Genomic DNA, 14008 nt, shown 5'->3' with positions numbered 1-14008 from the left:
GCGAGGGGGGCCCTTCGCGCGTTCATGCGCGCATGTCCACACAAGGAAACCGTTTCATGCTCAAGGTCAGTTCTGCTGTATTCATCGGTTTGCTGGGGCTGTGGGGCTTTTCCAGCACGGCCCTGGCCGATCCGATCACCGGTGAAGTGGGCGCGGGCCTCAGCTATCAACCCCACGACCCTACCGGCAGCCGCTACGAAACACGTCCCGTGCCCTACCTGGACCTGGACTGGGGCAACGTCAGCCTGAGCACCGATGACGGCCTGACCTGGAGCGCGCTGAACACCAACGGTTTCACGGCTGGCCCCTACGTCAACTACCTGCAAGGGCGTACGTCAAATGGCTCGCTGCAGGGCCTGCGCAACGTCTCGGACATGGCCGAAGTCGGTGGTTTTGTGCAGTACGCACCGGCCGAGTTCTGGCGGGTGTACGCCCAAATGGGCCAAACCGTCGGCGGCGGGCGCGACCAAAGTGGCGTGGTCGGCAAACTCGGCGGCGAGCTGGGCTACCCGCTGGGTGGCGGGATTATCGGCAGCAGCGGCCTGATGGCGCACTTCGCCGACGCCCGCCAAACCCAGACCTATTTCGGCGTCGATGCCGACGAATCCGCGGCCTCTGGCATTCGCCCCTACAACGCCAGCGCGGGCTTCCAGAACCTCACGCTGACCCAGAGCTTTGAATTCCCGCTGGCCTCCAATTGGTCCCTGCTGACCAGCGCCAGTTGGGTCCACCTGGTGGGCTCGGCGGCCAACAGCACCATCGTCAAGGAGACCGGCGACGTTAACCAAGGCCAGGTGCAGACGGCGATCAGCTACAAGTTCGACTAAAACCACACACTTTTTTACAAACTGGTCTGAGCCTTGCAATAACGCCCCTGAATCCATTTTTCCAGGACGTTCTTCATGGCTCGCCCCGCTTACCGCCTGCTCCATCACTCGCTGTGGGACCTGATCCCCATTGCCATGGGCCTGGCGCATTTCGCCTTTGTCATCTGGTTGGTCACCGCCTTCCATAGCCTGAGCTGGTGGGCCCTGGCGCCGCTGGCGTTGGTGTACGCGGTGAGCCTGTCGTGGAGCATCAACAGCATCTCCCACAACCAGATCCACAATGCCTACTTCACCCATCGCGCAGTGAACCGTGCCTTCGACCTGCTGCTGTCGGTAACCATCGGTTTTTCCCAGACGCTGTACCGCGACATCCACAACCGCCATCACCGTGGCAACGCCGACCTGCCGGGGCCGGATGGGCAAACCATCGACCCGCTGTCGATCTACCAGCGCGGCAAAAATGGCCAGCCGGAAAACCCGTGGTCCTACACGTTCCTGAGCTTTTTCCGTGACGATCCCAAGCCGTTCTACGACGAAATGAAGCGAAAACGCCCGGCGGATGCACGTTGGGTCAAGGTCGAGATCGTGGTGACGGTGGCGTTCTATATCTCCCTGGCGTTCTACAACTGGCAGGCAGTGCTGTGGCTGCTGCCGTTCTGGTACCTGGGCCAGTGCCTGTCATCACTCAATGGTTACTATGAACACTTCGGCGGCAACCCGGACCTGCCTATTGCCTGGGGCGTGAGTTCCTACAGCGTGCTGTACAACCTGATCTGGATGAACAACGGCTATCACGCCGAGCATCACTACCGGCCAAAGATGCACTGGACCAAAGTGAAGGCGTTTCACCGCGAGATCGCCGAGCAACAGCGTGAAGCCGGGGTCAAGACGCTGCCGGTGTCGCACGGCTTGGGCTTCTTGGTCGCACACCGCAAATAACCCTGATAGTACGCGCGGCGGTGGGCCAGGTAAGCGTGATGTGCCTGGTACACCGCGGCGCGGGGCAAGCCCGCTCACTACAAACAGCGGTGGCCTCAGTTTTCTTCGCCTTCGGCCAACAGCGCAATGCCGCCGATAATCACCGCCACGCCCACCCAGTGCAGCACGCTGATATGTTCCCCCAGCCCCAGCCACGAGCCCAGCAACACCACCACAAACACCAGTGAACTCAGCGGGAACGCCAGGGACAGGCTGCTGCGTCGCAAAATCAGCATCCACACGAAGAAGGCGCCAATGTAGCTGCCGATCGCCGCCAGGATGCCTGGGTTGCGTGCCACATCGGCCAACCACTGCCAAGTGAGATCCATCTGCCCCAGTTGGTCACCGGCCACCTTGGTAAACAACTGGCCGGCGCTTTCAAAGCCGATCAGCAACGCCCACAGCACCACGGTGCCAAGGCGACCGTGCAGCCATCCGCTTGGACGTTCCACCACCATTTCCTGCGAATTCATGCCTGACTCCCGGCAATTGCCACCAACATCACACCCACGGTAATCACCAATGTGCCCGCCCAGCGGCGGCGGCTCACGGTTTCCTTGAGCACCACCTTGCCCGCCAGCACCACGCCGCAATAGGCCAGCGCGGCCGCCGGGAACAGCAGGCTCAGCGGCGCACGGGACAACGCTTCAAGCCACACGAAAAATTCGATGGCATAGGCGCCGATCCCGGCCCACAGCAACGGCGCATTGAACACCTGGCCCCAGAACGCATTCAGGCGAAAACCACCTTCCAGCTCGGGCAGGCGGTCCAGGCCGATCTTGAAACACAACTGGCCGATCACATCGAGCACGATGGAAAAGGCCACCAGCAACACCACAGTCAGGGTCACGGGAACAACTCCTCAAACAGGTCGATCAGGGCTTCATTGGTGGCGGCATTGCGCTGTATATCTTCAGCGCTCCAACGCTCGGGTGGCGGCTGGTCAGACTTGGCCTCCCAGCGCTTGAACGCGTTGCTGAACGCAGGCGTGGCGAATTCGCCGCACACGTCGATGCCAATGATGCGTTTACGCGCAGCCAACGCCCGCAGCGCTTGCAACAAGTGGGTCAGGCGCATGCCGCCCTGGTCCCAGTTGGTGGCGGCGTCTTCGCTGGCCAATACGTCTTTGTCGATGGTGATCCAGATGGCCTCAGTGGGCAGGCTGGTGATCATCTGCTCCAGAAACTGCGCCCAATCCAACTCCGCGAGGTTGCGCCAGTGCAGGTGGTTTTCCTGCTGCTGGTGACCGGCGCCATCGCCCACCCGGCCCCAGACTTTCGACGGCGGATGCTGCCAGGGAAACAGCTGCAAGTGCCCGCGCTTGAGGGCGCCCAGGTTGCCGCCGCGCAGTTGCGGGTTATGCAGGTCGTCGCTGCACGGGCCCAGCGTGACGATGCGTTTGATCGCCGGCATCTTCAACGCGCGGTTGACCCACGAGCCGCAGTGGCGCTTGGGCGCAAAGCGCACCCAGTCGGGGTGATTGTCGAAGTGGATCAAGCTGATGGGTTCTTTAAGGTCGGCCAGAAAAGCCGGGGTGAGGTGGTGGTAGTCACCAGAGCCGACAAACAGGATTTCCGGTCGCGCATCCACGGGCCGGGGCCGCTTGGCCAGGCGCTCGGCGAAGGCCTTCCAGGTTTTTTCGGTGGACCACAGGCGCAGCTTCGGGCCCAGGTCCAGCAGGTCGAGGCGCGTGGCCTGACCGCTGGCCAACCGCCGGGCAATCGGAGCCTGGCTTGTTAGGCTGTGGTCGAGGTCAAGAATATTCAAGGCAGTGTTCCCCTTAGGCTTTAAGGGGGCAATGCAAGGGCCGGGCCAGCGTTTATCTTAAGTACAGCGAATAACCAATGTGGGAGCGGGCTTGCTCGCGAAGGCGCAGTGTCAGCCAACACATGCATCAACTGACACACCGCCTTCGCGAGCAAGCCCGCTCCCACATTTGAACTGTGACCAACCTTAGGATTTGGACTCGTTGATGATCTGCCGAATCGCGCCCACAAACGCCTCGGCCGGCTGGCCACCGCTCACCGCGTACTGGTCGTTGAACACGATGGTCGGCACCGAGCTCACACCACGGGAGACCCACAGTTGCTCCTGCTCACGCACTTGGGCGGCGTATTCGTCGCTGGCAAGAATCTCGGCGGCGCGTTTCAAGTCCAGCCCGACGCTCTCGGCGATGATCGCCAGGGTGGCGTGGTCGGACGGGTCCTGACCATCGGTGAAATACGCCTTGAACAGCGCTTCCTTGAGGTTGTACTGCAAGCCTTCCAGCCCAGCCCAATGCAACAGACGGTGCGCATCAAAGGTGTTGTAGATGCGGCTCTGGCCATCAGTACGAAAGGCAAAGCCCAGTGCGGCGCCCATGTCGCGGATACGCTCGCGGTTGGCCTGGGATTGCTCGGCGGTGGAGCCGTATTTTTCGGTGATGTGCTCGACGATATTTTGCCCTTCGGCGGGCATGTTCGGGTTCAGTTCAAACGGCTGGAAATGGATCTCGGCCTGCACCTCGGCACCAAGCTGGTCCAAGGCTTCGGTCAGGCCGCGCAGGCCGATGATGCACCAGGGGCAGGACACGTCGCTGACGAAATCGATTTTCAGGGGAGTACTCATGGTGGGCAACCTCGCAGGCAGAAACATGCCGTAAAAGGCTCACGATACACCAATGTCACAGCACCTTCGAAGGCTCACCCAGGTCAATCTGCGCCCAGTGCGCTGCGTCTTCGCGATGAGCTTGCAGGTAGGGCAACACAGCCGTCAGCAGCGGCGCCTTGAACGCTTCCTGGAAACGATGGGCCATGCCGGGAATCAGCTTCAACTGGCTGCCCTGGATATGCGCCGCCAGGTGCACGCCGTGCATCACCGGCAACAGCGGGTCGGCGGTGCCGTGCACCACCAGCGTCGGCACGCGCAGCTGGTTGAGCAACGGCACGCGGCTCGGCTCGGCGAGGATCGCCATGATCTGACGCTTCACGCCGTCCGGGTTGAACGCCCGGTCGTAGGACAACGCAGCCTGATGCAGAAGCGCCTGGCGGTCATCCTTCACATTCGGGCTGCCCAGCGCGGCCAGCAAATCGGCCTGCTGCTCCAGGGCCACTTCGCGATTAGGCGCGCTGCGTCGCGACAGCAGTTGCACCAACGCCGCACTCGGCGCAGGCAAGCCTTCGGCGCCGGAGCTGGTCATGATCAAGGTGAGGCTTTCCACCCGCTGCGGCGCCATCGCGGCCAAGTGCTGGGCGATCATGCCGCCCATGCTCGCGCCCAATACGTGGAATTGCTGGATCTGCAAGGCATCCATCAAACCCAACGCGTCGTCGGCCATATCGCTCAAGGTATACGGCGCTGCCACGGGCAGGCCGAGCTTGTAGCGCAGCACTTCAAAGGTCAGGTTGGCGCTCGCGGGCGCCTGGCGCCAGGTCGACAGGCCAACATCGCGGTTGTCATAGCGGATGACCCGAAAACCTTGTTGGCACAGCGCGACGACAACCTCGTCGGGCCAGTGAATCAACTGCCCGCCCAAGCCCATCACCAGCAGCAAAGCCGGGTCGGACGCACGGCCGATACTCTGGTAGGCGATGCTGACCTTTTCCAAGTCGACCGTTTGGGTCGGGACATTGACATCACATCGAGAAGCCGCAAAAGACGGCAGGCCGAACAAGAGAGCGGCCAATAGAAAAAACACGCGCATGAAAAACACCGAAACGCAGAACCCCAGTAGAGCGCGAGTCTGATGAAGTTTGTTCAAGCGCGCTGCCACAGTTGCGTGACAGTTTGATGAAGAGTGCCGGGCGGTCATGCTCAACCTGCGTATCGACAGACCCGGCAACATGAGACAAACTCACGCCATTCCAACTCATCACAAATTATATTCATGGAGAGCCCGTGCTCGAGATCCGTCACCTCAAGACCCTGCACGCCCTGCGCGAAGCCGACAGCCTGGTGGAAGCTGCCGAGCGCCTGCACCTGACGCAATCGGCACTGTCCCACCAGTTCAAAGAGCTGGAAGAGCGTCTGGGCATGCCGCTGTTCGTGCGCAAGACTAAACCGCTGCGCTTCACCAGCGCCGGCCTGCGCCTGCTGCAATTGGCTGACGCCACCCTGCCCTTGCTGCGCGGAGCCGAGCGTGATATCGCACGGTTGGCCGGTGGCACCGCCGGGCGTTTGCACATGGCCATCGAATGCCACAGTTGCTTTCAGTGGTTGATGCCGACCATCGACCAGTTCCGTGATGCCTGGCCGGAAGTCGAGCTGGACCTGGCCTCGGGCTTCGCCTTCGCCCCGCTGCCGGCCCTGGCCCGTGGTGACCTGGACCTGGTGGTGACCTCCGATCCGCTGGAACTGCCGGGCATCACCTATGTGCCGCTGTTTACCTATGAGGCCATGTTGGCCGTGGCTAACCAGCATGCGCTGGCAAATAAGGCGTACGTCGTGCCGGAAGACCTGCTGACCGAAACCCTGATCACCTACCCCGTGGAACGCGACCGCCTGGACATCTTCACGCGCTTCCTGGAACCCGCCGACATCGAGCCGGCCCAGGTGCGTACCTCTGAACTGACGGTGATGATGATGCAACTGGTGGCCAGCGGCCGTGGTGTGTGCGGCATGCCGCACTGGGCGCTGCATGAATACAGCTCGCGCGGGTATGTGAAGGGCAAGCGCCTGGGTGAAAAAGGTTTGTTCGCGACGCTGTATGCGGGGATCCGTGCGGACATGCTGGATGCGCCGTACATGCGCGACTTCCTGCTGACGGCGAAGGACACATCCTTTTCCACACTGGATGGCGTCAGCGCGGTGCGCTGAAGTTGGGAACAATCAAGATCAAAATGTGGGAGCGGGCTTGCTCGCGAATGTAGTGGATCAGTCACAGAGATATTGACTGACCCACCGCATTCGCGAGCAAGCCCGCTCCCACATTCGATAGGGTTTTCACCAGAGAATTACGCCGTGAGCGATTCGCGGTAGAACGGCAGGATCAAGTCACGCGTCAACGGCGCCAACTGCAGGCCACCGTCGCCAGCCGGGTCGATCCAACGCACCTCTTCAATCTCGGCCGCCGGGGTGACATTTACGTCGATGTTCACCTGGAACAACTCGGCTTCCACGGTGAAACCCGGCTCATTGACGGCCGGAGCAGAGAACTTGCCCAGGTAAACGGCGGCGCTTGGGTCGATGCGCAGGTTGAGTTCTTCGTGCAGCTCACGGGCCAGTGCTTCGGCGGGTTGCTCGCCGGCGTCGATCTTGCCGCCAGGCTGCATGAACGCCTGGGTGCCGCGCTTGCGCACCAGCAAGGTCTGGCCGTCAGTGCCGATCAGGAGGGCGGCGGCGATACGGATGGTGGAGGGCATGAGTGGTCTTCCTTGGCGGCAAAGGGCGCAAGGATCACATGACCTGTAGCTGCGCCGCAATCCAATGTGGGCTTAGCCAGGGATCACACTGTGATCTTTGATAAACACGCTGTATCGCGCGCCTTCCATGGTCTCGAAGGCAATCAACTTATCCACCAACGGCAAGTTCAACACCTTGCCGGCATTGAGCAGCAACATGCCGTTATCGGCGTTCAGGCTGCGCGCCAGCACCATGCCCTCCTCCAGTTCCCGAGTACCGAGCACCTTGACGTTGGGGTCGCCCAGGGTCACGTCATTGAGGTAGGTGGCGCACACCTGCACAAAGTCCTCGACCATGTTCGGGTCATACAGCCGCCCTGCGTATTTACGGATGTACAGCAGCGCTTCGTCACTGTTCATCTGCCGCTCCAGGATCAGGCCTTTTTGCAGCTCGATGAAATCCACCGCCAGTTTGAGCAGGCGTGAACCTGCGGGAATCGCCTCGCCCTTGAGGTGGTCGGGGAAACCGCTGCCATCCCAGCGTTCCTGGTGATGACGGATCAGCCGTGCGGCGTCTTTCATCGGTTCCAGGGCCATCAACAGCGACTCGCTTTGGGTGGCGTAGGCGCGATAGCGTTCGCGGTCGCTGCTGTGCAGCAAGTCCGAGGGCGAGGCCATCATGCTGTCGCTCCAACTCAACTTGCCGATGTTGTAGAGCGCTGCGGCCATGGTCAGGTCGCGGTTGCTGGCAGAGTCCACGCCATGGGCGATGCACCAGGTGCGCACCAGTTCGATGATCTGCCGGTTGGTCTGCTTGGCACGCGGCAGGCGCAGGTTGGCCAGCAGCGAGAACACTTCGGCGCCGGTGGCGTAGCTGTGTTTGAGTTCTTCGTAGGCCAGGTCGAGCATGTCGGCGGTTTGCTGCAGTTCGCTGGTGCGCGCGGCCACGCGTTTTTCCAGCGTGGCGTTGAGCTGCTTGAGTACTTCGTTCTGCTGCAAGATCAGCTGTTCCAGGCGCAGTCGCTCACGCTCGGAATGCTGATGAGCCAGGGATTGGCGCAGCGCCGACAGCAGTTCTTCATCGTTCCAGGGTTTGCTGAGGTAGCGGTAGATCTCGCCTTCGTTGATGGCCTTGATGATCAGCGTCAGGTCGGTCTCACCTGTGAGCAGGATGCGCACGGTGTGGGGATAGTGTTGGTGGACATGCGCCAACAGCGAAGCACCGTCCATGCCTGGCAGGCGTGCGGCGCTCATCACCAGGTCGACGGGTTGGCTGGCGAGGATCGCCAGGGCCTCGGCAGCGCAGGTGGCGCTGTACAGGTCGAAGGGCTCCAGCCGCAGCAGGTGGGTGAGGCTGCGGAGTACGTCCGGGTGGGCATCGATCAACAGCACCACGGCGCGGTCGGTATCGGTGAAAGTAACTGACTCTCCCATGGGACACCTCGGATCGTCGGTATGCGCTCCTTACAGTCTGGGCCTGCCTCCTTGGCGATTACTGAGTAGTTTAGTCGGTTTCTGGCAAAATGATGGCCTTCCGATATCAATGCAAAAAAAAGCCGCTCCAGAAACAGGAGCGGCCTTCGAGGTGAAACCGGTACGCCTCACGCGTCGGCTTTTTTCGGGCTTGAGCCGAACGACGCAAAACGCTTGTTGAACCCGGCAATCCGGCCTTCGGCCTGGGTCTTGCGTTGTTGGCCGGTGTAGATCGGGTGCGAGGCGCTGGACACGTCCAATGGGATGTACGGGTAGGTGTTGCCGTCGCTGTGTTTGTGGGTGCGATCGCTGTCGGCGGTGGAGCCGATCAGGAAGAACACGTCGGCGGCAGTGTCGTGGAACAGCACGGTGCGGTAGTCGGGATGGATTCCAGCTTTCATGAGGCCTCCGGGGCGTGTGGGTGCAAAACAAGTGTTATACAATAACACAAATCATGCACCCAAACGAGAACCGATTGCAATAAGAATAGACCGAGAGAGTCTATGCAGCTTCCTGGAAATCCATCTCCGGTGGCTGTTGCGAGAAGCCACGGGTCAGTACGCCCAGGTACACCAAACCAATCGCCAACCACACCAGGCCCAGGTAAATCGCCAAGTGGTCGAGGCTGACCATCAGCCATAAATCCGCGACCAGGCCGATGGTCGGGAACACCAGAAACAGGATCAACTCACGCACGCCGCGCTGTTTGGCGCCGATCCAGTAGTGGAAGATCACCGACAGGTTCACCAGGCTGAACGCCAGGAACGCACCGAAGTTGATGAACGAGGTGGAGGTGGTCACGTCCAGCTTCAACGCCAGCAGCGCCACCACTGCACACAACAGGATGCTGTTGACCGGCGTGCCGAAGCGCGCATGCAAGGTGCCGAAGAACGACTTGGGCAACACACCGTCACGGCCCATGGCAAACAACAACCGCGAACCACTGGCCTGGGCCGATAACCCCGAGGCGAATTGACCGACGATCAGGCCGATCAGGAAGATCGACACAAACAGGTCGCCGCCGATATTGCGCGCAATTTCGTACGCCGCCGAATCGACGTTGGCGAATTCGAACGACGGATGAGCGATCTGCACAAAGTAGGACACCGCCACAAAAATCAGGCCGCCGATCAAAGTGATCAACATGATGGCCCGTGGAATGGTGCGACGTGGGTCGCGGGTTTCTTCGGTCAGGGTGCTGACCGCGTCAAAGCCCAGGAACGAATAGCAGGCAATGGCCGCCCCACTCATGATCAACGGCATCTGCATCTGGCCGTTGAAGAACGGGGTGATGGTCCACAGCGGCTTGCTGGCGTCGCCGCCGATGTAATGGATGCACAGCGCCACGAACGCGATCAGCACCAGGAACTGCACCAGCATCAGCAACGCATTGATGCCGTTGGCCAACTTGAGGCCGACGATGTTGATGGCGCTGGTGATGCCGATAAACGCCAGCACCCAGATCCATTGCGGCACTGCCGGGAACGCCGAATTGAGGTACGCCGCACCGATCAGCCAAATGGCCATGGGCAAGAACAGGTAGTCGAGCAACACCGCCCAACCCGCGATAAACCCCAGTTTCGGGCTGATTGCCTTGCGCACATAGCTGTAGGCGGAACCGGCGACCGGAAAAGCCGAGGCCATGCGCCCGTAGCTCATGGCGGTAAAGAACATCGCTACCAGCGCCGCCAGATACGCGGCGGGGACCATGCCCGCAGTGGATTGCGCCAGGATGCCAAAGGTGCCGAGCACAATGATCGGCGTCATATAGGCGATGCCAAACAGCACCACCGACCCTAACGACAGGGTGCGTTGCAAACGAGCCATGAGCGATTCTCCGCTGATTTATTAGATTTATGGCAGAACTGAAATGGGTGTTGCAGGTGTCTTTTTTCTTATGTACGGCACGGGTTGTAGTGAGCGAGCTTGCCTCGCGCTGGGTGGCGAAGCCGCCCCAAACCCAGGCACCTCGGTCTTACTGAAACACTGCGGCGGCCTGGTTGGGGCGGCTTCGCCCCCCAGCGCGAGGCAAGCTCGCTCACTACAGGGTTCCCGTCAGCCGGGGAAATTGGGGATCAGAAGCTCCCGTGTGCCGTCTGCGCGCTCGATCACCTCACCCGGCAATTTCAAGCGCTGGTCATCCAGGTAGCGGTAGTCCTTGCGCGCCGCTGCCAGTTGGTCAAGGTCCAGCTCGACCGTGAATTGCCCTTCCTCGCGCCCGGCCTCGAACAGCAAGGTGCCTATCGGGTCCACCAACGCGCTGCCGCCGGCGAATAACAGGCCGCCATCGCCCTCGCCTACCCGGTTGACCATCAGCGCAAACGCCTGATTTTCCTGGGCGCGGGCCATGATTGCGGTGCGGTGGGTGGGACCGTACGGGTCCATGTTGCCGTTGGTGACGATCAACAGTTCGGCGCCCAATTGCGCATTGGCGCGGGCGGTTTCCGGAAACTCGATGTCGTAGCAGATCAACAGGCCGATGCGTACGCCGTTCCACACACAGGTGGCGTAGCGGTCACCCGGGGTAAACACACCGCGATCAGAGGCCCAGAGGTGGGTCTTGCGATAACGCAGGGCGATGCCCTCGGGGGTAATCAGCAAGGTAGTGTTGTAGAACTGGCCGTTATCGTTCTCGGCCATGCCGATCACCACGGCGATGTTGCGCTCGCGGGCGGCCTGGATAACGGCCTGCACGGTCGGGCCGTCCAGCGGTTCGGCGATGTCGGCGACGGTCTCGGCCGACGGGAAGCCCATCAGGTGGGTTTCCGGGAAGACGATCAGTTGCGTATCGCCGGCACAGGCAGCAATCGCCGCCAAAGCGCGCTCAAGGTTGTAAGCTGTACCGTTATCACGGCCCGCCAACTGGGCAAATTCGACCTTCATGGGTATTCCTTGTTCTCAATCTGTGCCGCAGTATGCGCAGCCACACCAGGCCAGGGAATTACGCGGCGGGGGTAACCCGATAGGGGTAGATAATGACCATGTCGCTGCAAGACATCGCCTGGCACCGTTCGGTGGGGCAAATGATAGACGCCCTGGACCAGGCCAACTTCTGGACCCAGCTGGTGCGATTGCTGGACCAATACGTGCCGTCCGACAGTTGGGTGGCGCTGTTGTTCAGCAGCGAGCACCGGCCTCTGGTGTTCGCCGAATGCCCCGGCGCCGACGGCACGCCGGACCATCTGTTCCAGGACTACCTCAACGGCCTGTACCTGCTCGACCCCTTCTACATCGCCAGCCGCGAGCATTCGCGTACCGGCTTGTTCCGCCTGGCCGACGTCGCGCCGGAGCACTTTGAACTCACCGAGTATTACCAACGGTACTTCCGCTTGAACGTGGTGGCCGATGAAATCCAGTTCAATTGCCACCTGCCAGATGGCCGCACGCTGTGCCTGTCCCTGGGATCGAAACAGCGCTTTGACCAAAGCCAGATTGCCCTGCTGTCGTTGATCCAGCCGTGGGTGCTGAGCCTGTTGCGCCAGCGCCTGCCCTACGAACTCAATCAGGTCAGCGCGCCGCAACCTCCTATCCAGAATGATGAATGGGGCGCGCAGCTTACCGCCCGCGAACTGGATGTCGGCCGTTTGATGCTCAGCGGTTGCTCCAGCAAGGAAATCGCTCGTAAGCTGGAAATCTCTGTTGAAACCGTGAAAGTCCATAAGAAACACATGTACAGCAAGCTAGGGATCAAATCCCAGTCGGAGCTGTTCTCGATCTTTCTTCAGGCGCAAACCGCCTAGCCGATGAGTCCGAACCCAAGGAAAACCGTATGAGCCTGTCGTTATTAAGCCGTTACGCCTTCTTTGCCGTGTGCGTCATTTTTACCCTCGCCAGCCTCCCGTTTATCGAACATGAATGGCTGTGGCCCATCACCGTGGTCACCGGCATCCTCAGCCTGATCGGCATTTTCGACCTGCTGCAAAGCCCCCACGCCGTGCGTCGCAACTACCCGATCCTGGGCAATATCCGTTACCTGGTGGAAGCCATCCGCCCGGAAATCCGCCAGTACCTGCTCGAATCCGACAGCGACGCCCTGCCCTTTTCCCGGGCCCAGCGCTCGCTGGTGTATTCGCGCGCCAAGAATGAAAGCGCGGACAAACCCTTCGGCACCCTGATCGATGTGTACCAGTCGGGCTTCGAATTTATCGGCCACTCCATGCGCCCAGCCCCCTTGAGCGACCCGAGCGGGTTTCGCGTGATGGTCGGCGGGCCGCAGTGCAAGCAACCGTATTCGGCATCGGTGTTCAATATCTCGGCAATGAGTTTTGGCTCGCTGAGCGCCAACGCAATCCGCGCGCTCAATCAAGGCGCCAAGCTCGGCAACTTTGCCCATGACACCGGCGAAGGCAGCATCAGCCCCTATCACCGAGAAAACGGCGGCGACCTGACCTGGGAACTGGGCAGCGGCTACTTCGGTTGCCGCACCAGCGACGGCCGTTTCGACCCGGAACGCTTCGCCGTGCAGGCCCAGGACCCGCAAGTGCGCATGATCGAAATCAAGATGAGCCAGGGCGCCAAGCCCGGCCATGGCGGGATCTTGCCCAAGCACAAGGTCACCCAGGAAATCGCCGAGACACGCGGCATCATGATGGGCGAAGACTGCATCTCGCCGTCGCGCCACAGCGCGTTTTCCACGCCTATCGAAATGATGCAGTTCATCCAACAACTGCGCGAGCTGTCCGGCGGCAAACCGGTAGGCTTCAAGTTTTGCCTGGGCCATCCGTGGGAGTTCATGGGCATTGCCAAGGCCATGCTGGAAACCGGCATCCTCCCGGATTTTATCGTGGTGGATGGCAAGGAAGGCGGCACCGGTGCGGCGCCCGTGGAGTTCACCGACCACATCGGTGTGCCGTTGCGTGAAGGCCTGTTGTTCGTGCACAACACCCTGGTGGGCCTGAACCTGCGCGACAAAATCAAGCTCGGCGCCAGCGGCAAGATCGTCAGCGCGTTCGATATCGCCAGCGTCTTGGCCATCGGTGCCGACTGGGCCAACTCGGCGCGGGGCTTCATGTTTGCCATCGGCTGCATTCAGTCCCAATCGTGTCACACCAACAAATGTCCGACTGGCGTTGCGACTCAAGACCCGCTGCGCCAACGCGCGCTGGTAGTGCCGGACAAGGCCCAGCGTGTGTTCAACTTTCATCGCAGCACGCTCAAGGCGCTGGCAGAAATGCTCGCCGCTGCTGGCCTCGATCACCCTTCGCAACTGTCTGCCAAGCACTTGGTGCGGCGAATGTCGGCGACCGAGATCAAACTGTTTTCACAGCTTCATGTGTTCCTCAAGCCGGGTGAATTGCTAACCGGTGAGGTAAATGGCGAGTTCTATTCGCGCATGTGGCAGATGGCGCGGGCCGATAGCTTCGAGCCCAATGACGTCGTGGCTGCATAATCGTCAATCATCACTGACCGCTG

The 14008-nt window shown here is 61.0% G+C and carries 15 protein-coding genes; 5 read left to right on the top strand and 10 right to left on the bottom strand.

The genetic code is table 11. The features are described 5' to 3' along the window. The first annotated feature begins 56 nt into the window (after positions 1–56). On the top strand, positions 57–827 hold the full coding sequence (locus HF257_RS07265; RefSeq protein WP_185707628.1) for a MipA/OmpV family protein: 771 nt from the start codon (positions 57–59) through the stop codon (positions 825–827). Between the two features lie 75 nt (positions 828–902). Then, positions 903–1766 carry a fatty acid desaturase gene (locus HF257_RS07260; RefSeq protein ID WP_185707630.1) on the top strand — a complete coding sequence of 288 codons (864 nt, stop codon included), beginning with the start codon at positions 903–905 and terminating at the stop codon, positions 1764–1766. Positions 1767–1861: 95 nt separating this feature from the next. Here HF257_RS07260 and HF257_RS07255 read toward each other — a convergent pair whose 3' ends face one another. From HF257_RS07255 to HF257_RS07235, 5 genes are all read right to left on the bottom strand, one after another. Beyond that, positions 1862–2278: a DMT family transporter gene (locus tag HF257_RS07255; RefSeq protein WP_185707632.1), complete on the bottom strand. Its 417-nt coding sequence runs from the start codon at positions 2276–2278 to the stop codon at positions 1862–1864. Beyond that, positions 2275–2655 carry a DMT family transporter gene (locus HF257_RS07250; protein ID WP_185707634.1) on the bottom strand — a complete coding sequence of 127 codons (381 nt, stop codon included), beginning with the start codon at positions 2653–2655 and terminating at the stop codon, positions 2275–2277. The genes HF257_RS07255 and HF257_RS07250 overlap by 4 nt, the downstream gene beginning before the upstream one ends. Further along, positions 2652–3572, bottom strand: a complete 921-nt coding sequence (locus HF257_RS07245) for an arginase family protein (RefSeq protein ID WP_185707636.1) — start codon at positions 3570–3572, stop codon at positions 2652–2654. Before HF257_RS07245 ends, HF257_RS07250 begins: the two co-directional genes overlap by 4 nt. 186 nt (positions 3573–3758) lie before the next feature. Then, entirely contained in the window at positions 3759–4412 is a 654-nt protein-coding gene (locus HF257_RS07240) for a DsbA family oxidoreductase (protein WP_185707638.1), read from the bottom strand. A gap of 55 nt (positions 4413–4467) precedes the next feature. Further along, entirely contained in the window at positions 4468–5487 is a 1020-nt protein-coding gene (locus tag HF257_RS07235) for an alpha/beta fold hydrolase (protein ID WP_185707640.1), read from the bottom strand. 194 nt (positions 5488–5681) lie between these two features. Between HF257_RS07235 and metR the strand changes: the two genes are divergently transcribed. Continuing rightward, positions 5682–6599 (top strand): transcriptional regulator MetR, encoded by a 918-nt coding sequence (metR, locus tag HF257_RS07230; protein ID WP_185707642.1) that lies wholly within the window; start codon positions 5682–5684, stop codon positions 6597–6599. 137 nt (positions 6600–6736) lie between these two features. Here metR and HF257_RS07225 read toward each other — a convergent pair whose 3' ends face one another. From HF257_RS07225 to HF257_RS07205, 5 genes are all read right to left on the bottom strand, one after another. After that, a complete protein-coding gene (locus tag HF257_RS07225) occupies positions 6737–7144 on the bottom strand; it encodes an NUDIX hydrolase (RefSeq protein ID WP_185707644.1) in 408 nt (135 codons plus the stop codon). 72 nt (positions 7145–7216) lie between these two features. Further along, positions 7217–8557: an HD domain-containing phosphohydrolase gene (locus HF257_RS07220; RefSeq protein ID WP_185707646.1), complete on the bottom strand. Its 1341-nt coding sequence runs from the start codon at positions 8555–8557 to the stop codon at positions 7217–7219. 167 nt (positions 8558–8724) lie between these two features. Next, complete coding sequence (locus HF257_RS07215; protein ID WP_016970719.1) at positions 8725–8997, bottom strand: type B 50S ribosomal protein L31; 273 nt, start codon at positions 8995–8997, stop codon at positions 8725–8727. Between the two features lie 100 nt (positions 8998–9097). Further along, positions 9098–10423, bottom strand: coding sequence for an APC family permease (locus HF257_RS07210; protein ID WP_185707648.1), 1326 nt, complete (start codon positions 10421–10423; stop codon positions 9098–9100). A 228-nt stretch (positions 10424–10651) separates the two neighbouring features. Next, positions 10652–11479 (bottom strand): carbon-nitrogen hydrolase family protein, encoded by an 828-nt coding sequence (locus HF257_RS07205; protein ID WP_185707650.1) that lies wholly within the window; start codon positions 11477–11479, stop codon positions 10652–10654. A gap of 92 nt (positions 11480–11571) precedes the next feature. Between HF257_RS07205 and HF257_RS07200 the strand changes: the two genes are divergently transcribed. Beyond that, complete coding sequence (locus HF257_RS07200; protein ID WP_185707652.1) at positions 11572–12336, top strand: helix-turn-helix transcriptional regulator; 765 nt, start codon at positions 11572–11574, stop codon at positions 12334–12336. Positions 12337–12365: 29 nt separating this feature from the next. Next, entirely contained in the window at positions 12366–13985 is a 1620-nt protein-coding gene (locus tag HF257_RS07195) for an FMN-binding glutamate synthase family protein (RefSeq protein ID WP_185707654.1), read from the top strand. The last annotated feature ends 23 nt before the right edge of the window (positions 13986–14008 follow it).

This window comes from Pseudomonas cremoris (genome assembly GCF_014230465.1).
The sequence above is the reverse complement of the archived record's forward strand: the minus strand, read 5'-3'. Positions and strand labels throughout refer to the sequence as shown.